The organism is Shinella sp. OV683 (genome assembly GCF_057787725.1).
Map to the genome: position 1 here is coordinate 107813 of NZ_CM173543.1, position 24957 is coordinate 132769.

19 protein-coding genes and 1 pseudogene are annotated in these 24957 nt (G+C 60.0%); 9 read left to right on the plus strand and 11 right to left on the minus strand.

The features are described from left to right. Nucleotides 1-57: 57 nt before the first annotated feature. From ACXHRN_RS00530 to mce, 7 genes and pseudogenes are all read left to right on the plus strand, one after another. Nucleotides 58-1590: an acyl-CoA carboxylase subunit beta gene (locus ACXHRN_RS00530; protein ID WP_488639419.1), complete on the plus strand. Its 1533-nt coding sequence runs from the start codon at nt 58-60 to the stop codon at nt 1588-1590. A gap of 11 nt (nt 1591-1601) precedes the next feature. Further along, nucleotides 1602-2249, plus strand: coding sequence for a hypothetical protein (locus ACXHRN_RS00535; RefSeq protein ID WP_488639420.1), 648 nt, complete (start codon nt 1602-1604; stop codon nt 2247-2249). A 135-nt stretch (nt 2250-2384) separates the two neighbouring features. Further along, nucleotides 2385-3281, plus strand: coding sequence for a glutathione-dependent disulfide-bond oxidoreductase (yghU, locus tag ACXHRN_RS00540; protein WP_488639421.1), 897 nt, complete (start codon nt 2385-2387; stop codon nt 3279-3281). A gap of 94 nt (nt 3282-3375) precedes the next feature. Continuing rightward, nucleotides 3376-5091: pseudogene (locus tag ACXHRN_RS00545) on the plus strand (acetyl-CoA carboxylase biotin carboxylase subunit); the annotation flags it as partial. A gap of 48 nt (nt 5092-5139) precedes the next feature. Next, nucleotides 5140-5379, plus strand: coding sequence for a biotin/lipoyl-containing protein (locus ACXHRN_RS00550; protein ID WP_488641773.1), 240 nt, complete (start codon nt 5140-5142; stop codon nt 5377-5379). Between the two features lie 214 nt (nt 5380-5593). Further along, nucleotides 5594-7732 (plus strand): methylmalonyl-CoA mutase, encoded by a 2139-nt coding sequence (gene scpA, locus ACXHRN_RS00555; protein ID WP_488639422.1) that lies wholly within the window; start codon nt 5594-5596, stop codon nt 7730-7732. 1 nt (nt 7733) lies between these two features. Next, entirely contained in the window at nt 7734-8141 is a 408-nt protein-coding gene (gene mce / locus ACXHRN_RS00560; protein WP_488641774.1) for a methylmalonyl-CoA epimerase, read from the plus strand. 214 nt (nt 8142-8355) lie between these two features. On the opposite strand, the gene ACXHRN_RS00565 is transcribed toward mce, so the two are convergent. The 6 genes from ACXHRN_RS00565 to ACXHRN_RS00590 all read right to left on the minus strand — a co-directional run bounded on the left by ACXHRN_RS00565 (nt 8356) and on the right by ACXHRN_RS00590 (nt 15590). Further along, complete coding sequence (locus tag ACXHRN_RS00565) at nt 8356-10740, minus strand: aldehyde dehydrogenase family protein (RefSeq protein WP_488639423.1); 2385 nt, start codon at nt 10738-10740, stop codon at nt 8356-8358. A gap of 5 nt (nt 10741-10745) precedes the next feature. Continuing rightward, nucleotides 10746-11675, minus strand: coding sequence for a deoxyribose-phosphate aldolase (gene deoC, locus ACXHRN_RS00570; RefSeq protein ID WP_488641775.1), 930 nt, complete (start codon nt 11673-11675; stop codon nt 10746-10748). Between the two features lie 186 nt (nt 11676-11861). After that, on the minus strand, nt 11862-12602 hold the full coding sequence (locus ACXHRN_RS00575; RefSeq protein WP_488639424.1) for a DeoR/GlpR family DNA-binding transcription regulator: 741 nt from the start codon (nt 12600-12602) through the stop codon (nt 11862-11864). Nucleotides 12603-12689: 87 nt separating this feature from the next. Beyond that, on the minus strand, nt 12690-13454 hold the full coding sequence (locus tag ACXHRN_RS00580; protein ID WP_488639425.1) for an aldolase/citrate lyase family protein: 765 nt from the start codon (nt 13452-13454) through the stop codon (nt 12690-12692). 20 nt (nt 13455-13474) lie between these two features. Then, on the minus strand, nt 13475-14686 hold the full coding sequence (locus tag ACXHRN_RS00585) for an NAD(P)/FAD-dependent oxidoreductase (protein WP_488639426.1): 1212 nt from the start codon (nt 14684-14686) through the stop codon (nt 13475-13477). A 109-nt stretch (nt 14687-14795) separates the two neighbouring features. Continuing rightward, entirely contained in the window at nt 14796-15590 is a 795-nt protein-coding gene (locus tag ACXHRN_RS00590; protein WP_488639427.1) for a DeoR/GlpR family DNA-binding transcription regulator, read from the minus strand. 237 nt (nt 15591-15827) lie between these two features. Between ACXHRN_RS00590 and ACXHRN_RS00595 the strand changes: the two genes are divergently transcribed. Then, a complete protein-coding gene (locus ACXHRN_RS00595; RefSeq protein WP_488639428.1) occupies nt 15828-16706 on the plus strand; it encodes a phosphotransferase in 879 nt (292 codons plus the stop codon). 6 nt (nt 16707-16712) lie between these two features. After that, entirely contained in the window at nt 16713-19163 is a 2451-nt protein-coding gene (locus tag ACXHRN_RS00600; protein WP_488641776.1) for a GcvT family protein, read from the plus strand. A gap of 203 nt (nt 19164-19366) precedes the next feature. On the opposite strand, the gene ACXHRN_RS00605 is transcribed toward ACXHRN_RS00600, so the two are convergent. Genes ACXHRN_RS00605 through ACXHRN_RS00625 form a run of 5 tightly spaced genes read right to left on the minus strand, consistent with a single transcriptional unit; the run spans nt 19367 to nt 24927 of the window. Continuing rightward, nucleotides 19367-20932, minus strand: coding sequence for an FGGY-family carbohydrate kinase (locus ACXHRN_RS00605; protein ID WP_488639429.1), 1566 nt, complete (start codon nt 20930-20932; stop codon nt 19367-19369). An 8-nt stretch (nt 20933-20940) separates the two neighbouring features. Further along, nucleotides 20941-21618, minus strand: a complete 678-nt coding sequence (locus tag ACXHRN_RS00610; RefSeq protein ID WP_488639430.1) for an HAD family hydrolase — start codon at nt 21616-21618, stop codon at nt 20941-20943. Nucleotides 21619-21641: 23 nt separating this feature from the next. Continuing rightward, nucleotides 21642-23126, minus strand: coding sequence for a mannitol dehydrogenase family protein (locus tag ACXHRN_RS00615; protein ID WP_488639431.1), 1485 nt, complete (start codon nt 23124-23126; stop codon nt 21642-21644). A 29-nt stretch (nt 23127-23155) separates the two neighbouring features. Then, nucleotides 23156-23929, minus strand: a complete 774-nt coding sequence (locus tag ACXHRN_RS00620; protein WP_488639432.1) for an L-iditol 2-dehydrogenase — start codon at nt 23927-23929, stop codon at nt 23156-23158. Beyond that, complete coding sequence (locus ACXHRN_RS00625) at nt 23926-24927, minus strand: ABC transporter ATP-binding protein (protein ID WP_488639433.1); 1002 nt, start codon at nt 24925-24927, stop codon at nt 23926-23928. Before ACXHRN_RS00625 ends, ACXHRN_RS00620 begins: the two co-directional genes overlap by 4 nt. Nucleotides 24928-24957: the final 30 nt, after the last annotated feature.

A 24957-nucleotide genomic window follows, 5' to 3' on the forward strand; every position in this document is an offset into this window, starting at 1 on the left:
TTCGGATTTATGCAAAATTGGCTTTCTGATGGGGCGTCGACAAAGGTGTGGTGAACTATGCGTGAAATCCTCGAACAACTGGAATCCCGGCGCGCGGCCGCCCGTCTCGGCGGCGGTGAGAAGCGCATCGAGACCCAGCATTCCAAGGGCAAGCTGACGGCGCGCGAGCGGCTGGACGTGCTGCTCGATGAGGGCTCGTTTGAGGAATACGACATGTATGTCACCCACCGGGCCACCGATTTCGGAATGGCCGAAAGTAAGGTGCCGGGCGATGGCGTGGTGACGGGCTGGGGCACGATCAATGGCCGCCTTGTCTATATCTTCTCCCAGGATTTTACCGTGCTCGGCGGATCGCTGTCGGAGACCCATGCCCAGAAAATCTGCAAGATCATGGACATGGCCGCCCGCAACGGTGCGCCGGTTATCGGACTCAACGATTCCGGCGGCGCGCGCATTCAGGAAGGGGTTGCGTCGCTTGCGGGATATGCGGAGGTGTTCCGCCGCAATGCCGAGGTTTCGGGCGTCGTGCCGCAGATCTCGGTGATCATGGGGCCCTGCGCCGGCGGCGCCGTCTACTCGCCTGCGATGACAGATTTCATCTTCATGGTGCGGGATTCATCCTACATGTTCGTGACCGGGCCGGATGTGGTCAAAACCGTCACCAACGAGATCGTCACGGCCGAAGATCTCGGCGGCGCCAAGACGCATACGACGAAGTCCTCGGTGGCCGATGGCGCCTTCGACAACGATATCGAGGCGCTGCTGAAGATCCGCGACCTCTTCGATTTCCTGCCGCTCAACAATCGCGAAAAGCCGCCGGTGCGGCCGTTCTTCGACGATCCCGATCGGCTGGAAATGCGGCTGGACACTTTGATCCCCGATAGCGCCGCCAAGCCCTACGATATGCGCGAACTCATCCTGGCAATCGCCGATGAGGGTGATTTTCACGAGATCGCCCAGGCCTTTGCCGGCAATATTCTCACTGGCTTCATCCGGCTCGAAGGCCAGACGGTAGGCGTCGTCGCCAACCAGCCGATGGTGCTGGCCGGCTGCCTCGATATTGATGCCTCGCGGAAGGCTGCGAAATTCGTGCGCTTCTGCGATGCCTTCAACATTCCGCTGCTGACGCTGGTCGACGTGCCGGGCTTCCTGCCGGGGGTGGCGCAGGAATATGGCGGCATCATCAAGCACGGCGCCAAGCTGTTGTTTGCTTATTCCCAGGCGACCGTGCCGATGGTGACGTTGATCACCCGCAAGGCCTATGGCGGCGCCTATGACGTCATGGCCTCCAAGCATATCGGCGCCGACGTCAACTACGCCTGGCCGACCGCTGAGATTGCCGTGATGGGAGCCAAGGGCGCGACCGAGATCCTTTATCGCTCCGAACTCAAGGATCCCGAAAAGATCGCCGCCCGCACCAAGGAATATGAGGACCGGTTCGCCAACCCGTTCGTGGCCGCCGAGCGCGGCTTCGTCGACGAGGTGATCTGGCCGCACTCTTCCCGCAAGCGACTGGCGCGCGCCTTTGCCATGCTCCGCACCAAGAAGCAGGAAACGCATTGGCGCAAGCACGATACGATGCCTTTGTGAGGAGCCGTTTAATGGAAGCTGATGGCAACGACCTGAGCAGCAAGACTCGATGGCTAGAAAATGTGTCAAAAGTCGATGTGGCGGCTATTATTCTTTCTGTATTAGCTCTTGCTATTTCAATACTGAGTTATGCTGAAACGAAACGCGCGGCAGACATAGCGGAGGCGTCTTTTCGATCGAATGAAAAGGCCATCTGGCGAATTGAGGCGGACAAGGAGGGTTACAAATTTCTTGATCCAAACGAAGCGGTTTTGGGTCAGCAGATACTTATTACAACACCTAAGGCGCTAGGTGGCGATAAATGGAATGTGATGGTCTCAGAACGAATATATTCCATAAGCCGCGTCGAAAAGGAAATAATCGACAGTCTGAAGCTTTTTGTTAAAGAGAACGACGATTACATAAAGGTTGGAACAATAGGATTTCCTGTTGTTGTAGAGTCGTATTTTGTAGTCAACGGAAAACAAATAGAAGATACTTCGGTCTATATCCTGAATTTTACTTATTCATCAGCCACATCTACCAAAGATTGGTCGGTAACACCGACTTCGGCGTTCTTTTCTGGTCGCGCCGCTGATGGTGAGCCGCCAGTTGATATCGATGAGTTTTGGAAGCTCACTTTGACCAGTGCGTTCATTAGACAACACGAAGGAAAGTGATGATGCCAACGCCAACGATAGCTTGGTGGTCGACGGCGTGACAAGAGTGTCACTGCCCATAGCGCCGATGCGATCGCCGCACCTATATAGTTTTTGGCTTGCCTGAAGCCAAAGGACACCAAGGACAAGATTTCCATGACTGACAAATTACCTGAGAACAATTTCCCCGCCGGCTACGAAGTCCCCAAGCTTTGGACCTGGGACAAGGCCAACGGCGGCGCCTTTGCCAGCATCAATCGCCCGATTGCCGGCCCCACGCATGAGAAGGAATTACCCGTCGGCAAGCACCCGCTGCAGCTCTATTCGCTGGCCACACCCAATGGCCAGAAGGTGACGATCATGCTGGAAGAGCTGCTCGCTGCCGGCCACGCGGGAGCGGAGTATGATGCCTGGCTGATCAAGATCGGCGATGGCGACCAGTTCGGCTCGGGTTTCGTGGAGGTCAACCCGAACTCCAAGATTCCCGCGCTGATGGATCGTTCGACGCCTGAGCCGATCCGCGTCTTCGAGTCTGGTTCGATCCTCGTCTACCTCGCGGAAAAATTCGATGCCTTCATTCCTGGGGATCACAAGGGCCGCACGGAGACGATGAACTGGCTGTTCTGGCAGATGGGCTCGGCGCCCTTCCTGGGCGGCGGCTTCGGCCATTTCTATGCCTATGCGCCGATGCACATCCAATATGCGATCGATCGTTACTCGATGGAAGTGAAGCGCCAGCTCGACGTGCTCGACCGGCATCTCGCCGATCACCAGTTCATGGCGGGTTCGCAATATTCCATCGCCGACATGGCAATCTGGCCCTGGTACGGCAAGCTCGCGCTCAACCAGTCCTATGGCGATGCCGGCTCCTTCCTTGATGTCGGCATCTACACACATGTCCAGCGCTGGACCGCTGAGATTGCGGCTCGCCCGGCCGTCAAGAGAGGTTGCATGGTAAACCGCACATCTGGCGATCCGTCGGAACAACTGCACGAGCGCCATGACGCTTCGGACTTCGAAACGAAGACCGAAGACAAGCTTGCCATGACATGAGCGCAGAATGAGAAACCGTCTCTGCCTTTGAAATTCGGCGCTTTGGTGAAAGTCACCAGAGCGTCAGGAATACCCTTCAGGAAGTATCCGCTCGATGATCAAGAAAATCCTTATCGCCAATCGTGGTGAAATTGCCTGCCGCGTCATTCGCTCGGCCAGGAAGCTCGGCATCGCAACTGTCGCGGTCTATTCCGATGCCGATCGCGAGGCGATGCATGTCAAGCTCGCCGACGAGGCGGTGCATATAGGCCCGGCGCCCTCCGCACAGTCCTATCTGGTAATCGACAAGATCATCGCTGCCATCAAGCAGACGGGGGCGGATGCCGTTCATCCCGGCTATGGCTTCCTTTCGGAGAACCGCGCTTTCGCCGAGCGGCTTAAGCAGGAGGGCGTTGTTTTCATCGGACCGCCGGTGGGCGCGATCGAGGCGATGGGCGACAAGATCACGTCAAAGAAGATCGCTGCCGAAGCCGGTGTTTCGACCGTGCCGGGTCACATGGGCCTGATCGCCAATGCTGAGGAAGCAGTGAAGATTTCCGCCGGGATCGGCTATCCTGTGATGATCAAGGCTTCGGCCGGTGGCGGCGGCAAGGGCATGCGCATCGCGTGGAACGATGCCGAGGCGCGCGAGGGTTTTCAGTCTTCGAAGAACGAAGCTAAGAGTTCGTTCGGTGACGACCGCATCTTCATCGAGAAATTCGTCGACCAACCCCGGCATATCGAAATCCAGGTGCTGGGCGACCAGCATGGCACCGTGCTTTATCTCGGCGAGCGCGAATGCTCGATCCAGCGGCGCAACCAGAAAGTCGTCGAGGAAGCGCCATCTTCCTTCCTGGATGAGGCGACGCGCAAGGCGATGGGCGAGCAGGCCGTGCTGCTGGCCAAGGCGGTCGGCTACTTCTCGGCCGGCACTGTCGAGTTCATTGTCGACGGCAAGCGCAATTTCTACTTCCTCGAGATGAACACCCGCCTGCAGGTCGAGCATCCCGTCACGGAGCTGATCACCGGCATCGATCTGGTCGAGCAGATGATCAAGGTCGCCAACGACGAAAAGCTGGATTTCGGTCAGGACGATGTCACCTTGAATGGCTGGGCGATCGAAAGCCGGCTCTACGCCGAAGACCCTTATCGCGGCTTCCTGCCTTCGATTGGCCGGCTGACGCGTTATCGGCCGCCGGTCGAGGGCCATCTTGCCGACGGTACCATCGTCCGCAACGATACCGGCGTCTATGAAGGCGGCGAGATTTCGATGTATTACGACCCGATGATCGCCAAGCTCTGCACCTGGGCGCCAACGCGCACCGAGGCGATCGAGGCGATGGCAAATGCGCTCGACAATTTCGAGGTCGATGGGATCGGCCATAACCTGCCATTCCTGTCGGCTGTAATGGCGCATCCACGCTTCTACTCCGGCAATATCACCACGGCCTTCATAGCAGAGGAATGGCCGGATGGCTTCCGCGGCGTCGAAGCCGAGAACGACCAGTCGCGGCTATTGGCGACCATCGCCACCTTTGCACAGCTTTCAGACGAAGGCCGCAAGACCAGGATTTCCGGCACGCTTGCCAATCATGCCCGCAAGCTCGGCACGCAATATGTCGCCGTTGGCGGCAAATACTACTGGCCGATCCAGGTGACCTACGAGAACAAGACGGTTGATATTTCCTTCGACGACGGCGTCTCCCATATCGTCTCATCGGATTGGACGCCGGGCACTGCGCATGGGCGCTTTACCGTCAACGGCCAGGCATTCGGCATCAAGATCGCCAAATCCTCCACAGGCTGGCGGCTGCGCTGGCGTGGGATCGACGAGGTCGTGCAGGTGATGAGCCCACGGGTGTTCGAGCTGTCGCAGTTCATGCCGGTCAAGAAGGCGGCGGATACGTCCAAGCAACTGCTTTGCCCGATGCCGGGGGTGATCACCCAGGTTCTGGTGAAGGAGGGCGATACCGTGGAGGCCGGCCAGTCTCTTGCCACCGTCGAGGCGATGAAGATGGAGAATGTGCTGAAAGCTGAAAAGAAAGCCGTGGTAAAATCCGTGAGGGTCGAGGCCGGGCAGAGTCTGGCTGTCGACGAAGTGATCATGGAGTTCGCGTGATGGTGGTGTCTGCGGCTTACCCCCCTCTGTCCTGCCGGACATCTCCCCCACAAGGGGGGAGAACGACTCGACCCACGCTCCTTGCCCAAAGACAACATCGAGGCGCGAGGACACGGCGAGAATTCGAGGCGGGGAGCGTGCTTCATCTACTCTCCCCCCTTGTGGGGGAGATGTTCGGCAGGACAGAGGGGGGCAGACCCCAGGAGATACGCCAATGACCAGCAAAACCATCGCCGACTGGGAAAAGCTAGCCGCCAAGGAGGTCAAGGCCGAGGCTGAAACCCTGACGTGGCACACGCCCGAAGGCATTGACGTCAAGCCGCTCTATACCGAAGCGGATACCGAAAACCTCTCCCATCTCGGATCGTTACCCGGATTCGCGCCGTTTACGCGTGGCCCCCGTGCCACTATGTATGCCGGCCGGCCGTGGACGATCCGGCAATATGCGGGCTTCTCGACGGCGGAAGAGTCCAACGCCTTTTACCGCAAAGCACTGGCCGCCGGCCAGAAGGGCCTGTCAGTTGCCTTCGATCTCGCCACCCATCGCGGCTATGACAGCGATCACCCCCGCGTCGCCGGCGATGTCGGCAAGGCGGGCGTGGCGATCGATTCGGTCGAGGACATGAAGATCCTGTTCGACAAGATTCCGCTTCAGGAGATGTCGGTGTCGATGACGATGAATGGCGCTGTCATACCGATCCTTGCCAATTTCATCATCACTGGAGAGGAACAGGGCGTGTCGCGTGCCGATCTTTCGGGCACGATCCAGAACGACATCCTCAAGGAGTTCATGGTCCGCAATACCTACATCTATCCGCCCGCGGCTTCGATGCGGATCATTGCCGATATCATCGAGTTCACCTCGAAGGAAATGCCGAAGTTTAATTCGATCTCCATCTCCGGCTATCACATGCAGGAGGCGGGTGCGACGCTGGTACAGGAGCTTGCCTTCACGCTGGCGGACGGCCGCGAATATGTCCGCGCGGCGATCGCCAAGGGTCTCGATGTCGATGATTTTGCGGGGCGTTTATCGTTCTTCTTTGCGATCGGGATGAATTTCTTCATGGAGGCCGCCAAGCTTCGCGCCGCGCGCCTGCTCTGGTCGCGGATCATGGAGGAGTTCAATCCGAAGAAGGCGTCGTCATCGATGCTTCGAACGCACTGCCAGACGTCGGGGGTGTCGCTGCAGGAGCAGGACCCCTACAACAACATCGTCCGCACCGCCTATGAGGCGCTGTCGGCCGCACTCGGCGGCACGCAGTCGCTGCACACCAATTCCTTTGACGAAGCGATCGCGCTGCCAACGGAGTTTTCCTCGCGCATCGCCCGCAATACGCAGTTGATCCTGCAGCATGAGACCGGGGTCACCAAGGTCGTGGATCCACTTGCGGGCTCCTACTATGTCGAGAGCCTTACATCGGAACTTGCCGAGAAGGCTTGGGCACTAATCGAGGAAGTCGAGGCGCTGGGCGGTATGACCAAAGCGATCGACACAGGGTTGCCAAAGCGGCTGATCGAGGAAGCTGCGACCCGCCGCCAGGCAGCGGTGGACCGCGGCAAGGAAGTCATTGTCGGAGTCAACAAATATCGGCTCAACGAAGAGGCCGATATCGAAACGCTTGATATCGACAACAAGGCTGTGCGCGAAGGCCAGGTGCGGCGGCTGGAGAAAACCAAACAGTTGCGCGACAAGGCCAATTGGGCGAAGGCCATCGAGGCCTTGAAGGTGGTGGCCCGGTCCGGCGAGGGTAATCTGCTTGCCGCTGCCGTCGAGGCTGCGCGGGCGCGGGCCACGGTCGGAGAAATTTCCGATGCGATGCGCGAGAGCTTTGGCGACTATACCGCGGTTCCCGAGGTTGTGTCGGACATCTACGGTCCTGCGAGCGTCAACGATCCGGAGTACCAGATCCTTGTTAGCCGGCTCAGGACCCAGATCGACAAAACCGGCAAACGCCCGAGAATCCTTGTCGCCAAGCTTGGGCAGGACGGCCACGACCGCGGCGCCAAGGTCATCGCGTCGGCTTTCGGCGATATCGGCTTTGAGGTCATCGCCGGACCGCTGTTCCAGACGCCGGACGAGGCTGCTGATCTCGCGATTGCTGAGAAGGTCAACGTCGTCGGTGTCTCATCGTTGGCGGCCGGCCACAAGACCTTGCTGCCGGAATTGATCGAGGAACTGAAAGCCAGAGGCGGCGGCGACATCATCGTCGTATGCGGCGGGGTCATTCCGCGCAAGGACTACCAGTTTCTGATGGATCACGGCGTCTCGGCTGTTTTCGGTCCGGGCACCAACGTTGTCTATGCTGCACGCGCCGTGCTGGATCTCACCGAAGGACGGCTCAGGAATGAATAGCATGCTCGGACGCGTCAATCACATCGCGCTGGCGGTGCCGGATCTGGCGGTGGCGGTGGAGCGCTATCGTACCAGTCTTGGCGCTGTAGTCTCCGAACCGCAAGTGCTGCCGGAACATGGCGTGACCGTGGTGTTTGTGCAGTTCGACAACACCAAGGTGGAACTGCTCGAGCCATTGGGCGAGAACTCTCCTATCGCGTCGTTTCTGGTCAAAAACCCGGACGGAGGCATGCATCACATCTGCTACGAGGTGGCTGACATTCTCGCCGCCCGGGACCATCTCAAAGCTGCCGGAGCGCGCGTCCTCGGCAGTGGCGAGCCTAAGATCGGTGCGCATGGCAATCCGGTGCTCTTCCTGCATCCCAAGGACTTCTTCGGGACACTGATCGAGCTGGAGGAGGTGCGGTAATAGCTTCTGAAGTATTTACCCCTCACCAACTTCGGCCAAGGGTTCACTGCGTTCACCCGGCCTTCGTATCCTCTCCCACAAGGGGAGAGGTAGGGTGCCAGCATTGCTGCGAGTTAACCTCTCCCCTTGTGGGAGAGGATAGCAAGCCCGCGTGAAGCGAAGCTGAGCGCCTGGGCGCGCTTGGTGAGGGGTGAAAAACGTACCCCTCGACCCCTCACTCCCCGTAGGGAATCCAGACATTCTTGACGTCGGTTGCCCGACGCAGGAACAGCGGGCCCTCGCCTTGCGCCGGATCCATCCAGTCCCATGCCTTGCCGTAATCGGTGAAGATGCGTTTGAGGTTGCCCGTCGATGCTTTCTCGGCCATCGCCGAGAGGGCCGGTGAGCCGAAGGCCCAGACCGCGTCCACATCGTTGTGGCTGGCAAGTGCCTTGCCGAGTTCCATGGCGGAGCCGGTGACGATATTGAGCACACCACCCGGTACATCCGATGTCTCGAGCACGGTGTAGAAATCCGTTGCCGACAGCGGATAGGGCTCGCTCGGCACTGCAACGACGCGATTGCCGACGGCGATCAGTGGCGCGACCAAGCTGATGAAGCCGAGCAATGGCGCTTCCGGCGGGCATATGACGCCGACCACGCCCTGCGGCTCGGGCAGGGCGAGCGCTACGCCGCGCAGGGGCGGCGTGTGGACGAGGCCCTCATATTTGTCTGCCCAGGCGCCATAGGTGAACAGGCGCGAGATCGACATGTCGACTTCGGCCTTGGCGGACGATGCCGAACGGCCGGTCTGTGCCATGATGCGGGCGGCGAACTCATCCTCGCGGGATGCAAGGTTTTCGGAGATGTAGTAGAGGATCTGTGCACGATTATGCGCTGTCGCACTGCCCCAGCTCGAGGCCGATTGTGCTGCGGCCACCGCATTGCGGATGTCCTTGCGGTTGCCCTCGCCGACCTCGCCGATCACCTTGCCCTTGGGCGAGACGATTGGGCGCGAATAGTTGCCGTCCGGGCGGGCCTGCTTGCCACCGACATAGAGTTTTGCCGTGCGGTCGATGAGAGGTGCTGCAAAATCGCCCTGCGTGGTCTTGAGCTGCGGCACTGCGATTTCAGCGCGCGGCTTGGCATTGGCCCAAACCTTGGGCTTGAGATATTCGTAAGCGCCTTCCTTGCCGCCTTCGCGGCCGAAGCCGGATTCCTTCTTGCCGCCGAAGCCGGCCGAAGCATCGAAAAGATTGGTGGCATTGACCCAGACGACACCGGCTTGCAGCTTGGCGGCGACGTGCAGCGCCAGGCCGATCGTCTCGCTCCAGACGCTGGCCGCGAGGCCATACCGCGTGTGGTTGGCGAGCTGAATCGCTTCATCTGGGGTGCGGAACGTCATCGACACGGCAACCGGCCCGAAGATCTCTTCGGTGGCAACGATCGAGGTCGGCTGGACATTGGCGAGCAGCGTCGGCTTGTAGTAGGAGCCAATCTTGGGGAGCTCGATTTCGCTTTGGTAAAGTTCGGCGCCTTCCTCGACGCCTTGATTGACCAACGCCTCGATGCGCCGGAGCTGCACCGGCGCGACGATGGCGCCCATGTCGATTGCCTTGTCGAGGGGATGGCCGACGCGCAGCGTCTGCATGCGGCGGCGGAGCCGGGCGTGGAATTTGGGTGCAATGCCTTCCTGTACGAGAACGCGGGAACCGGCGCAGCAGACCTGGCCCTGATTGAACCAGATGGCATCGACCACGCCTTCGACCGCGCCGTCGATATCGGCGTCGTCAAAGACGATGAAGGGCGACTTGCCGCCGAGTTCGAGCGTCAGTGACTTGCCGGAACCGGCAGTCTTTTCGCGGATGATGCGGCCGACTTCCGTCGAGCCTGTAAAAGCGATCTTGTCAATGCCGGGATGGTCGACGACGACTGCGCCGGTCTCGCCTTCGCCGGTGACGACATTGAGGACACCCGGCGGTAGCCCGGCTGCGGCAGCCAGTTCTGCAAACAGCAGTGCCGTTAAAGAGGTGAATTCGGCTGGCTTGAGTACGACCGTGTTGCCAAGCGCAAGTGCTGGCGCAACCTTCCAGGCGAGCATCAGCAGCGGGAAATTCCACGGGATGATCTGGCCGACGACGCCAACCGGATTGTGATCGGCAAACTCGGTTTCTTGCAGCTGCGCCCAGCCGGCGTGATGATAGAAATGGCGAGCGGCGAGGGGGATATCGATGTCGCGAGTTTCACGCACCGGCTTGCCGTTGTCGATGGCTTCCACGACTGCCAGCAGTCGACCGTGCCGCTGGATCATGCGAGCCAAGGCATAGAGATGGCGGGCACGCTGGTGGCCGGAGAGCTTTGCCCACGGCCCTTGCGCCTTGCGAGCGGCGGCGACTGCGAGATCGACGTCTTCGGCGGTACCAATCGCCAGCTTGGCGAGATCGGCACTGGTCGCAGGCTCATGGGTGACAAAGGTCTTGGCCGATGTCGAGGGGCGGAAATCGCCGTTGATGAAATGGCCGAACGAGGCGCCATGACGTTTCAGCCAGTCACGCGCTTCGGTGTCGGCTTCAGGTGCGGGGCCGTAGGACATCTGGTCGAAATAGGTTGCAACGGACATATCAATCATCCAATCGGGTGTCTGGAGAAGGAAGAGTAAGCGCCTGATATGTGATGTTCGAGCTGGCGCTCGATATCGGCAAGCAGGCTCGACGCGCCGATGCGGAACAGATCGGGCTCCAGCCATTCGCGGCCGAGTTCGTCCTTCATCAGGAACTGGTAGTTCAGCACGTCCTTGGCAGTGGAGATACCGCCGGCCGGTTTGTAGCCGACCTTGAAGCCAGTGCGTTCCTCATACTCACGGATCATGCGGATCATGATCAGGGTCACCAGCAGCGTCGCGTTGACGCCTTCCTTGCCGGTCGAAGTCTTGATGAAATCCGCGCCGGCCATCATGCAGACAAGCGAGGCGCGGGCGACATTACGCAGCGTCTTGAGGTCGCCGGTCGCAAGGATGGCCTTGACGTGAGCCTCACCGCAGGCAGCACGATATTCCTGCATTTCCTTGTAGAGTGCTTCCCAATTGCCTGTCAGCACATGTTCGCGGGTGATGACGATATCGATCTCGCGGGCGCCATCGGCCACGGAGGCCTCGATTTCCTTGAGCTTGGTCGTATGCGGCGACAGGCCGGCAGGAAAGCCGGTCGAGACGGCGGCGACTGGAATGCCGGTACCATCAAGCGCCTCGACCGCGGTCGCGACGAAGCGGTGATAGACGCAGACGGCGCCGGTGGTGATCTTGCGATCGCCCATTCCCAGAGCATCAAGAATATCGGGGCGGACCGGGCTGGCGGCCTTGGCGCAGAGGCGCTTGACGCGTCCGGCAGTGTCGTCGCCGTTCAGCGTCGTCAGGTCGATGCAGGTCAGCGCCTTGAGCAGCCAGGCGGCCTGCGCGTCCTTCTTGACGGTGCGGCGACCGGGAAGGGTCGCCACGCGGCGCTCGCCGGCGGAGAGGTTGACCCGCTGGTCCATGACCCAGCCAAGATCGAGCTTCATGCCCGGATTGCGCGGCCAGCCGTGATTGGCAGTATGCGCAGGTTTGTCGATGGTTGATTTGTCCACATCAGCCTCCCGGCCTTGCCCCATTCGGGCAATTTGTTATGATATTATCAGATTGATGTTATTTTTACACCAAAACGCCGATCCGTCAAGGCGCATTCTTTGCCGTAACAGGGGCAGGAGTTAGGCGTCAGGCACCGGCTCGGATTGCCACGTGCCATCTTCGGTGTAGATCGCATCGAATTCATCCGGGCGCGCGAAGAAGGCGGGGCGAATGCGACCGATCTTGCTGCTGTCGAGAATCAGGACTTTCTTGCGCGAAACGCTCATCGCCTTACGTTTGATTTCCGCCTCATGGAAATGCACGCAGGTGGCGCCGCGATCCTCATCAAGCCCCGCAGCTGAGAAGAAAGCCGTGTTGATGCCCATCTGGCTGAGCAGATCGAGCGCCGACGAGCCGGAGAAGGAGGCCGAGGCTGGGTGGTAGAAGCCACCCAGCATGATCAGCCGCATGTGCGGCTTCAGGGCCAATTTGTCAGCGATATTCAGCGCATAACAAACTGCAGTAAGCGGCATGGAGTCAGGAAGGAGGTCTGCGAGATGCATCAGCGTCGAGCCGCAATCGACGAAGATGGTGTCCTCGGCGCGCAGGTGGTTCAGCGCATGGATGCAGGCCTGGCGCTTGGCCTGGGCATGACGGTCCGCGGCCGCCGAGAGTTCGTAGGGTTGCTCAGGTTCGACCGCCTGCGCCGGCATGATATGGCCGCCGAGATAGGCAAAGCGGTCCGTCTCGCCAGATATGTCGCGGCGGATGGTCATTTCCGAAACGCCGAGTGCTTTTGCTGCATCCTTCAGGTGAATGACGCCGCGTTCTGATATCAACGCCCCGAGATGATCCAGCCTGTCCTTGTAGCGCGCAACCATCAGCCGACACTCTTGTGAAACGATGCAACAAGATGTGGCGACTGGTGTGAAAAGTCAACTCTGTCTGTTATGAATATAACATCCAGATCACGGATAGCTGGCCTTCAAGTCTTTCAGCGCGTGCACCAGCACAGCCGCATCCGAGCCGATCGCAACCATGTTGGCGCCGAGTTCAAGGTAGCGTTTCGCATGGGCCGGTTCGGCCATATAGATGCCAACGGCCTTGCCATGGCCACGAACCCGTTTGATAGCATCCTCGATGACCTTCTGGACTTCATCGGCGAAAGGATTGCCGAGGTAGCCCATGTCGGCGGACAGGTCGGAAGGGCCGATGAAGATGCAATCAACACCATCCAGCGAGGCGATGTCGTCGAGCGCCGCGATCGCTGCGCGGCTTTCAGCCTGCAGCATCAGGCATATCTGGTCATTTGCGGTGTGCGTGTAATCGCCGATATTGCCGAAATAGGATGCGCGGGCCGAGCCGGCGCCGACGCCGCGGACGCCATGCGGCGGATAGCGGACGGCCTTGACCATCAGTTCGGCCTGCTCGCGGCTTTCGATCATCGGGATCAGGAAAGACTGCACGCCCATGTCGAGATATTGCTTGATCAGGTGTACCGCGCCGATTGGCGGGCGCACGATCACCGGCGATGTCGACGATCGCAATACCTGCAGCTGCTCCATGATCGTCCGCAGGTCGTTCGGCGCATGCTCGCCGTCGATCAGCAGCCAGTCAAAACCGATATGCCCCGCAAGCTCGGCGACATAGGGGCTGGTCAGTGATAGCCAGAGCCCTGTCGTGCGGTCGCCATTGCGGAGGCGGGCCTTCAGTCGATTTTCGGGAGCAGGCATCGAAATCTCCGGATTGGGCTCTAGCTGAGCAACGATTTCAGGTTCAGGGAATGGTCTTCGACCTGGGCGCGGGTCAGCGTCTTGCCGCCTTCGAGCATGCGGCGGGCGATCATATAGGTGGAGCCATCATTAAGGCAGTCAGCGGCAAGGAACTCGTCGCCACGGAAATAGAAATGTGATTTTGCCCCCTCACGCACGCCCAGCCGGGTGATTACATGGCTATAGCCGAGATTGAGACCTGCAATCTGCAGCTTGAGATCGAACTGATCCGACCAGAACCACGGCACCGGCTTGTAGTCGACGTTGCCACCCATGATGTTCTGGGCTGCGACCACGCCCATGTCGTTGGCGTTCTGCACCGATTCGAGGCGGATCATCTCGCCCTTGTAGGGAAAGGATGCGCAGTCGCCGATCGCGTAGATCGAGGGATCCGACGTTTCGAGCCGGCTGTTGACTGTGATGCCGTTTTCGACGACGAGACCGGCGGCTTCGGCAAGCGCGGTGTCCGGATTGACGCCGATGCCGGTGACGACGAAGTCAGCGGCAATGAAGGAACCGTCAGTGAGCTCGATGCCGGTTGCCTTGCCATCCCGCTCCACGATGCGTGTGACGCTGGCATTCTCGAAAATGCGCACACCGTGGGAGTGATGCAGCGTCCGCACGTCGTCCGCCGTCTCGGGGCAGGCGACGCGCTTGAGGATGCGATCTGCGGCCTCGACGACGGTGACGGCAACACCCTTCTTGGCGGCTTCGGATGCGGCTTCCAGCCCGATATAGCCGCCACCGATGACGACGAGGCGGGCGTCTTCCTTCATCTGGTTCATCAAAGTCAGGGCGTCGTTGAGCTCGCGCATGACATAGACGTTTTCCAACGTGCCGCCGATCGCCGCCGGCAGCCGGCGCGGCTTGGCGCCCGTGGCAAGCACGAGGTGATCATAGAAGAGCTGTTCGCCATTCGACAGATCAACGGATTTGCCGCGACGGTCGATCGTCGCGACCGTCAGGCCGGCTTTGAGGACGATCTTGTTGGTTTCGTACCAGTCTTCGGGGCGCAGCAGGATCTGCTCGAGGGTCACCTTCTGCGACATGAAGGCCTTGGAGAGCGGCGGCCGCTGATAGGGCAGGCCTTCGTCGCTGGAAACGATGGTGATCTCGGCATCTGCCGACAATTTCCGGAGGTCGGCGGCCAGTCCGAGCGCGGCGTGGCTGCCGCCTATGATGAGTGTTTTCAATTCGTCCCCCCGAGATGCGGACCCACATGAGCATTGACGCTGCCCTTATGCGTGCAGCTAGAACATGATTTCCGGTCGCTTGGCAAGAAGTCGGCTTCGCGGCGACGATTTACCGACTGTTTTGCGGCGCTTGTTTGTTCCCGGCGATGGTGAGTTCTATTTCGCTGGCCTCAAGCATGCGAGCGATGTCTTCGGGTGGGCGGGCATTGGTGACGAGTCGCGAGTAGATTTTGGGATCGTCGATGATGATCGGCGCCGTCAGGCCGAATTTGCCGGCATCGGCAACGATGATGCGGTTGTTGGCCTGGCGAGCGGCGGCACGGGCGAATTCCGCCTCTTCCATGTCCTGCAGCATGAAGCCGTTTTTAGCATCGATGGCGGTGACGGACAGAATGGCATGCTCGACATTGAATCGCTTGACGAAATTGATCGCCTCAAGCCCAAAAGCGCCGCCATCATGCGAACGGAGCGCACCACCTGCGAGGAAGACGCGGTTGTTGTTGCGGGTGGCCAGCGCATTGGCGACCGATAGCGAATTGGTGACGACGAACAGGTTCTGGTGCTTCTGCAAAGCGACTGCAATGAAGGCGGTCGTCGATCCGACATCGAGAAACAGCGTGTCCCCATTGCCGATCATCGAGGCGACTTCGGCAGCAATCATCCGCTTGGCCTCGGCATTCTCGTTCATCCGGAAATGCAGCGGCTGCTCGCTGGAATGGCCCTTCAGGTGCACGCCGCCATGCACCTTGATGACCAGCCCGCTCTCTTCCATGCTCTTGAGATTGCGGCGGATGGTCTCTTCGGAAACAGCAAGCCGCTCGGCAAGGAACTGGATCCGGCTCGAACCGCCGGACAGACGAAGTTCCTCGAGAATTTCCCGCTCGCGATGATTGGCGTGCTGCATATGTGGGTTCGCCTTTTTCCTCCCGCAAACGGGGATGATAGCAGATATTTACACATTTTCTAAAAACAACAATTTCCCAAGATTTTGCGTCAATATGTGGTTTTTGCTTGACCGGGCCTTGGATTTCGGGAAATTTGCAGTTGAAGGCGCATTGCGCAACATTCGATTGCTGACAAACTTACTCAATACTTTACCACTTAGCGAGCATTTGCATTTTCCGGCCGGGAGAGACGGGGCATGAGTGAAACGCCCGAGGACAGAATACGCAGCCTCGATATCTGGCAAGGCAGCATATCGGTCGAGCCGCTTTCAGGTGGCATGACCAACCGCAACTATCTGGTAAAGGACAGAGCCCGCACAGTAGCCGTGCGTTTGGGCGAGGATATACCGGTCCACATGATCAGCCGGTCGAACGAACTGGCCGCCAGCCGGGCAGCGCATGCAGCGGGGGTTTCACCGGCGATCCTGCATCATGCGCCCGGCGTTCTGGTGATGGAGTATCTCGAGGCGAAGACATTCTCGCCTTTGGATGTCAATGATTCCGCCATGCTCGGCCGGATCGTCAAGCTGATCCGGCAGTGCCATACCGAGATCCCGAAGCATTTCCGCGGACCGGCAATGATCTTCTGGGTGTTCCAGGTGATCCGTGATTATGCCAATACGCTTCGGGATGGAGATAGTCCCTATGTTCCAGACCTTCGCTTCCTGATCGAGAAGGCGGAGCAGCTCGAAGCTGCTGCCGGACCGTTCACAATTGTTTTCGGCCACAACGACCTGCTGGCCGCCAATTTCCTCGACGATGGCAAGCGGCTCTGGCTGATCGACTGGGACTATGCCGGTTTCAACTCACCGCTTTTCGATCTTGGCGGGCTGGCTTCCAACAATTCGCTGCCGGAAGACAAGGAAGTGTCGGTCCTCGAGGCCTATTTCTCCACGCCCGTCGATGACCAGCTCTGGCGCCGCTACCAGGCGATGAAATGCGCCTCGCTGCTGCGCGAAACGATGTGGAGCATGGTGTCGGAAATCCATTCGACCATCGGCTTCGACTACAAGAGCTACACCGACGAGAACCGGTCACGCTTCGAAACCGCCTATGCCAATTTCCAGGAATCCTGAGGACGTCTGATGAAGCAACTGCCGAAAACTGCAAAGATCGTCGTCATCGGCGGCGGGATCGTCGGTTGTTCGACCGCCTACCATCTGGGCAAGCTTGGCCTCGGCGATACGGTGCTGCTCGAGCGCAAGCGGTTGACATCCGGTACGACATTTCATGCTGCGGGACTGGTCGGGCAGTTGCGCACCAGCGCCAACATTACCCAGTTGCTCGGCCATTCGGTGCAGCTCTACAAGACGCTGGAAAAGGAAACCGGGCTCGGCACCGGCTGGAAGATGAATGGCGGCCTTCGGCTTGCCTGCAACGATGAGCGCTGGACCGAGGTCAAGCGCCAGGCGACGACCGCACACTCCTTCGGGCTGGAGATGGAACTGCTTTCACCCAAGGAAGCGCAAGAGCTCTGGCCGCTGATGCAGGTCGACGATGTGGTGGGCGCCGCCTTCCTGCCGACCGATGGCCAGGCAAATCCTTCCGACATTACCCAGGCCTTGGCCAAGGGCGCGCGCATGGCCGGCGTCAGCATTTTCGAGGACACCGAAGTCACCGACCTCGAGATCGACAATGGGCGCATCCGGGCCGTGATCACCGAACACGGCCGGATCGAGTGCGAGAAAGTCATCGTCTGCGCCGGGCAATGGACGCGGGAATTTTCGGCACGTTTCGGCGTCAATGTGCCGCTGGTCTCCGTGCAACATCAGTATATCATCACCGAGCCGTTCGGCGTGCCGGCCAACCTGCCGACGCTGCGCGATCCCGATCGCCTGACATACTATAAGGAAGAGGTCGGCGGGCTGGTGATGGGAGGCTACGAGCCGAACCCGATCGGCTGGGCCGAAAAGGGTATTCCCGAGGGCTTTCACTACACCCTGCTCGACAGCAACTACGATCATTTCGAGCCGATCATGGAACTGGCACTGGGCCGGGTGCCGGCGCTGCAGACGACAGGCGTCAAGCAACTGCTCAACGGTCCGGAAAGCTTCACGCCGGACGGCAATTTCATCCTTGGCGAAGCGCCGGAACTCAGGAACTTCTACATCGGCGCCGGCTTCAACGCCTTCGGCATCGCCGCCGGTGGCGGCGCGGGCATGGCGCTTGCGGAATGGGCAGCCAAGGGCGAGCCGCCTTTCGATCTCTGGCCGGTGGATATCCGCCGCTTCGGCAGGCCGCATTTCGATGCCGACTGGGTGCGGACCCGCACCTACGAGGCGTATGGCAAGCATTACACGATGGCCTGGCCTTTCGAGGAAAACCAGTCCGGCCGGCCGGCGCGCAAGTCGCCGCTTTATGATCGGCTGAAGGCGCAGGGTGCCTGCTTCGGCGAAAAGCTCGGCTGGGAACGGCCGAACTGGTTTGCCGACGCCCCCAGTGGCGAGGAGCCCAAGGATATCTACAGCTTCGGCCGCCAGAACTGGTTCGATGCCGTTGGCCGCGAACATAAGGCGGCACGCGCCGCCGCCGTTGTCTTCGACCAGACCTCGTTTGCCAAGTTCGTGCTCAAGGGGCGTGATGCGGAGAAGGCGCTGCAATGGATCGCATCGGGCAATGTCGGCCGCAAACCGGGCTCGCTGACCTACACCCAGATGCTCAACGACAAGGGCGGCATCGAATGCGACCTGACCTGCGCCCGTGTTTCGGACGATGAATATTACATCGTCACCGGCACGGGTTTTGCCACCCATGATTTCGACTGGATCGCTCGCAACATTCCGGACGATCTCAACGCCTCGCTGGTCGATGTGACATCAGGCTGGTCGGTGCTGTCGCTGATGGGCCCGAAGGCGCGCGACATTCTCGCGGCGGTCACATCGGCCGATGTTTCCAATGCGGGCCTGCCGTTCGGGCAGTTCCGCACGATCGGAATTGCCGGTGCGCCTGTGCGGGCGCTCCGGATCACCTATGTCGGCGAGCTTGGCTATGAGCTGCATGTGCCGGTCGAATATGCCGGCGCGGTGTATGACCTGCTGATGGAGAAAGGCGCGTCGTCGGGGCTGGTCAATGCCGGCTATCGGGCGATCGAAAGCTTGCGACTTGAGAAGTTCTATCGCGCCTGGGGCTCCGATATCGGTCCGGACCACACGCCTGTGGAGGCGGGACTTGGCTGGGCCGTGAAGATGAAATCCGGCATTCCCTTCCGGGGCCGCGACGTCATCGAAAGGCAATTGAATGGCGGTGTGAAGAAGCATCTCGCCTGCTTTACCGTCGAGGATCCAGGTGTCGTGCTGCTCGGCCGCGAGACGATCTACCGCGATGGGCGGCGAGCAGGATGGCTGACATCGGGCAGCTTCGGCTACACGATCGGCAAGTCGATCGGCATAGGTTATGTGCGGAATCCTGAAGGCGTGACGGAGGACTATGTGATGTCCGGTGAGTACGAGTTGGAGGTTGGTACAGAGCGGGTCAAGGCAGAGGTTTCGGTCAAGCCGCTGTATGATGCCGAGAGTGCGCGCGTGAAGATGTAAGACTCTCCGCATTTGTCTCGAAGCGTCAACCTCTCCTCCCTCATTGCCTGCTTCGTGCAGGCAATCCAGCCGCGCGAAGTCTTTCGCGCGAAAGAGTCTTTTGCAGCGCAGACGCGCTGCTGCTGGATTCCCGCCACAAGGGCGAGAATGAGGGGAGTTTGTAGGTCGCGTGCTGCCACGATTGGACTTCCGCTATTATCGGCCTACACCAAGCTCTCAAGCTCGCGCCGTTGTTCCTGCATTTTCAGGAAGATCCGGTAATCGCGATCGAGCGATTTTGCACGTGCCAGATTTGGCGAAAGGGTTTTCGTCGGCCGTTTCATCGCTGACGCCGCCGCCCCAAGCGATGGATGCCAGCCCGCCGCACTTGCTGCCGTCATCGCGGTGCCATGCAGCATCGCTTCGTCGCCGGAGGAAATCACCACGTCGCGGCCGGTCGCATCGGCATAGAGCTGGGCGAGCACCGTATTCTTGGCATGCCCGCCGCCGAGATGAAGCGAGCGGATCGGTGCGCCATGCGTCTCCATCAGCTCGATGATCTGCCGGATGCCGAGCGCCAGCGACACCATGGCGCGGTAATAGAGCGTCGAGACACCGTCGAACGAACTGTCGAGACGCAAGCCGTGAATGACGCCGAGGCTGCGGGGATCACCAAGCGGCGAACGGTTGCCGTGGAAGTCGGGCAGGATGTGTATCTCTTTGCCGAGATCGGCATTCGCGGCTAGCAATCCTGCGACATGGCCAAGAATCTGCTGATGCAACTCCGCAGTGGCTGCACGGCCAAAATGGCTGCGGATGAGATGGTCGAGCAGCGCCCCGGTGGCGGATTGGCCGCCCTCCAACACCCAGCGGTCATCGAGCCCCGCACCGAAAAAGGGTCCCCAGAAAGACTTGATGAATTGTGGCTCGGTCGAAAACCGCATGACGCAGCTGGATGTGCCGCCGACCATGGAGACAGCGTCGGGCATTTCCGGATTGGTGCCTGTCAGCGACAGCGCTCCGGCGAAGGCGTCGATCATCCCGGCCGCGACCTTGCAGCTCAAGGGAAGGCCGAGGGCAGCGGCAGTCTCGGCGTTCAAGGTTCCGATGGCCGATCCGGCTTGTATCGGCTTACCCGAAATGCCAGCCTTTTGCACGAGGTCGGGGAGGCCGGACTCTTCGAGCAGATGCCTGTCCCAGCCGGAAGCCTGATGATTGAGAAAATTCCACTTGGGGGTGAGGGTGGAGGCAGAGCGCACGAGGCTGCCGGTGGCGCGAAAGGTCATGTAGTCGGCGAGATCGAGGATAATGCCGGTCTTTGCCCAGACATCCGGCAGATGAGCTTTTACCCACATGATCTTCGGCAGCTGCATCTCGGGCGACATGATGCCGCCGACATAGTCCAGCGCCGGAAGTCTGGCCGATGTGAGTATGGCCGCCTCGTCGATGGCGCGATGGTCAAGCCAGGCAATCGTGTCCCAGCCGGGCGCGCCGCTTTCCGCGACGCCAAGGGGCACGCCATCTCGGTTGAGAAACACCAGCGAACATGTGGCGTCGAAGCCGATCGCGTCGACCAGCATGCGGTCGACATTGGCTGTCGTCAGTGCATCATCGACGCTGCTGATGACGGCAGCCCAGATGTCGGCGGAATTGTGCTCGGCGGTCAGGCTGCTTTCGCGGTTCATCGCGATCGGCCGCATTGCGCGGGCGATCAGCGCACCTTTTCTGTCGTAGACGCCTGCCCGCGCACTGCCGGTGCCGACATCAACTGCGACAACGAATTCCCCCATCCTCCGCTCTATGTCCTCACCGCATCGATCAAACTGGCGAGACCAGCCATATCATCAAAAATCGCAGTTGGCTTCAGTTCGCGCACGGTTTCGGTCAAATTTGAGATCTCGGCGTGCGAGCCGCCGGTAAACGCCAGGACTTGCATGCCGGCGGCATGGGCTGCCCTGATGCCCGCCGGGCTATCCTCGACAACGATGCAGTGAGAGGGGGCAAAGCCCATGGTCTCGGCCGCGTGCAGGAAGAGATCGGGTTCCGGTTTGCCGCGCTTGACCATGGTCGCGGAGAATATGTTGGGCTCGAAGAACGAGATCAGCCCGGTCTTGGTCAGCGACAGCCGGATGCGCTCCGGCTGGCTCGAGGACGCCACGCAGTGCGGGTAGGGAAAATCGGTGAGCAGTTCGAGAATACCCGGCACCGGCTGCAATTCGGCCTGGAAGCGCGCGAAAAGCTCCGTCCGCATCCCTTCGATGTGCTCCTCTGACAGGGAAATCGCGAATTCATCGGCGATCATGCGGGTGATCGACGCCATGCTCTTGCCGAGGAACTGCTGGTAGGCGTGGCTTTCCGAGACATCGACGCCAGCACTGATCAATGTGTCGCGCAACACGCTGAAAGAAATCGGTTCGCTATCGACGAGAACGCCGTCGCAATCGAAAATCACCAACCTGTCGGTATGCACGCCCATCTCGGCTGGTCCTATCCATTATGTCATCCTCCGAGGCTGCCCTCCAGATAGGCAGACAGAGTCTCTCTCGTACCCCTTTCCCGCAAGGAGGCGAGGGCCCGGGTAAAGCGTTGCTGGAAGATCCCCGATTTGCCAACATCGCCGAAGATGTCGCCGAGTTCAAGGAAGGCGAGCGGATATTCCCGTGATTTCAACGCTGCGGCATGCAGGCGGTCGGCATTGGCGTCGTTGAACTGGATTTTTCGTCCGCTATCGGAGGTGCCTTCGAAATAGCGGCACCAGAGTGCCGACACCAGTGCCAGGCCGACGACGTCCTCGCCCTTGCGCAGCCGGTCCGCTGTCGACGGCAGGATGAATTTCGGCTGGCGGTTGGAGCCGTCCTGGGCAAGCCGGGAAACGGTGTCGCCGATCTTGGGATTGGCAAAGCGGCGTTCGATCAGCGCAAAATAGTCGTTGAGATCGGTGTTGGGTACCGGCGGGATGCAGGGAATGATTTCCGACATTTCCAGCTTGCCGAGGAAATCGCGGATCAGCGGTTCTTCCATCGTCTCATGAACGAAATGAATGTCCAGCAGTTCGCCGGGATAGGCGATTGTCGCATGGCCGCCATTGAGGATACGGATCTTCATCAGCTCGTAGGGCGCGACATCGTCAACGAAGGTAACACCGACTTTCTCAAGTGCGGGACGCCCGGCTGTGAATTTGTCTTCCATCACCCATTGCTTGAATTCCTCGCAATAGACCGGCCAGCGATCTGATATGTGGAAGGTCTCCTCGCAATGCTCGATTTCGCGGCTGCCGGTAGCCGGCGTGATGCGGTCGACCATGGAATTCGGAAAGGCGACATTTTCGGCAATCCACTCTGCGAAAGCCGGGTCGGAAAGTTTGGCAAGGCCGGAGACGGCGTGTTCGGTGACATGGCCATTGCCGGGGATGTTGTCGCAGGACATGACGGTGAAGGGAACGACCCCGCGTTCGCGGCGCAGCTTGAGGCCGGCAAGAATGATGCCGAAGACCGTCTTCGGGTCGGCCGGGTTCTTCGCGTCCTCGACGATTGCCGGATGGGCCGGATCGAAGGTGCCGGAGGCGGGATTGATGAAATAGCCGCCTTCGGTGATGGTCATGGAGACGATGCGGATGGCGGGGTCGGCGAGCTTGTCGATGATCGCCTTGCGGTCGGCAGGATCGAGGAAATCGATCATGGCGCCAGTGACGCGTGCTTCGGACTTGCCGACATCCTGCTCGACCACGGTGGTGAGGTAATCCTGGGCCTTGAGCTTGTCGCGCATCGCGCCGTCATAGGTGGTGACGCCCGCGCCGATGATACCCCAATCGTGGTCGTGGCCGAGATTGAAAAGCTCGTCGAGATAGACGGCCTGATGGGATCGATGGAAGTTTCCGATCCCGAAATGGACGATGCCGCCCTTGATGTGGCTTCGCTGATAGCGAGGAATCGCCGCCCTTGCCTGGATGTGGCGGAGGTTGTCGAGCGATAGGGCGTTACTCATGACATTCTGTCCTGTTGCTTTTGATGAGATCAACTCATCCAGTTGCCGCCATCGACATTGTAGGTCTGGGCGACGATGTAGTCGGCTTCCCTGGACGCCAGGAAAATGGCCATGCCGGTGAGGTCCTGAGCGGTTCCCATGCGTCCAAAGGGCACTGCCTCGCCGACCAGCCGCTTCTTCTCGCCGAGCGGGCGGTTTTCGTATTTCGCAAATTTTGCGTCCACATCTTGCCAATGTTCACCATCGACGACGCCGGGCGCGATCGCATTGACGTTGATGCCGTGCTCGATGAGGTTGAGCCCGGCCGACTGGGTGAGCGAGATGACGGCGGCCTTGGTAGCGCAGTAGACGCCGACCAGCGCTTCGCCGCGACGGCCTGCCTGGCTTGCCATGTTGATGATCTTGCCGCCTTTGCCGCGCCTGATCATCGAGCGTGCCGCCGCCTGCATGGTGAACAGCGTGCCGGATACGTTGATGGAGAACAGGGTGTCGAAGCTCTTGCGGGTGATGTCGACGATCGGGGCAAGATCGAACAGGGCGGCATTGTTGATCAGGATATCGATGCCGCCGGTGCGCGCTTCGACGGCTGCAATCGCCGCATCGATCGATGCCTGGTCGGTCACATCCATTCTGATGGGATAGGCCTGTGGTCCAAGCTCTGCAGCAGTCTCTTCTGCCCGCTCGATATTGATATCTGCGATTGCCACAGTGGCGCCTTCGCCGATATAGGCCTCGGCAAAGGCGCGACCGATGCCGCGCGCCGAACCGGTGATCAGTGCTGATTTTCCTTCTAAGCGGTTCATCGGATGGCCAGGCCTTTCTCATCAAATCTGTGTATCCGGCTGGGATCCGGCGTGATGAAGACTTTGTCTCCGAAGCGTATGTCGGTGTCACCTGGCGCGCGCACGGTCAACATGCCCGCACCGTCGGTCTTCACGTGAATGAATGTGTCCGATCCGAGATGCTCCGTGACCCCGGCTGTGCCGCTTAATTTCCCGTCGGTCTTGGAAACGGTCAGATGCTCGGGCCGCAGGCCGATGGTCGTTGCGCCATAGGGCTTGGCGATTTCCCCCGACACCAGGTTCATCTTCGGTGAGCCGATGAAGCCGGCGACGAACAGGTTGTCGGGACGGTGATAGAGATCCATTGGCGAGCCGACCTGCTCGACATTGCCGGCATTGAGAACGACGATCTTGTCGGCCATGGTCATGGCTTCGACCTGGTCGTGGGTGACGTAGATCATCGTCGTCTTGAGCTGATGATGGAGTTCGCTGATTTCCAGCCGCATGTTGCCGCGCAGCGCTGCATCGAGGTTCGACAAGGGTTCGTCAAACAGGAAGGCGGACGGTTCGCGAACGATCGCGCGGCCGATGGCGACACGCTGGCGCTGGCCGCCCGAGAGTTGGCCGGGACGGCGTTCGAGGTAGTTGGTGAGGTTCAGCACGCGCGCCGCATCGGTGACTTTCTTGTCGATGACCTCCTTGGGCAGGCTGGCCATCTTCAGCGGGAAGGCGATGTTGTTGCGTACGCTCATATGCGGATAGAGAGCGTAGGACTGGAACACCATGGCCAGCCGGCGCTTGGCAGGCGCCTCGCCGGTCACGTCGCGGCCGTCAATCTCGATGGTGCCGGATGTCGTGTCTTCAAGGCCGGCGATCAGGCGCAGCAGGGTGGACTTTCCACAACCCGACGGGCCGACGAAGACAACGAATTCTCCCTCGTTGATCGTCAGGTCGATGCCTGGAATGACAGCGGTGCTACCGAACGACTTGTTGACTTTCTTGAGCTGAATGTTTCCCATTTTTCCCTCCGGTTCCCTTTCGGGACCTCC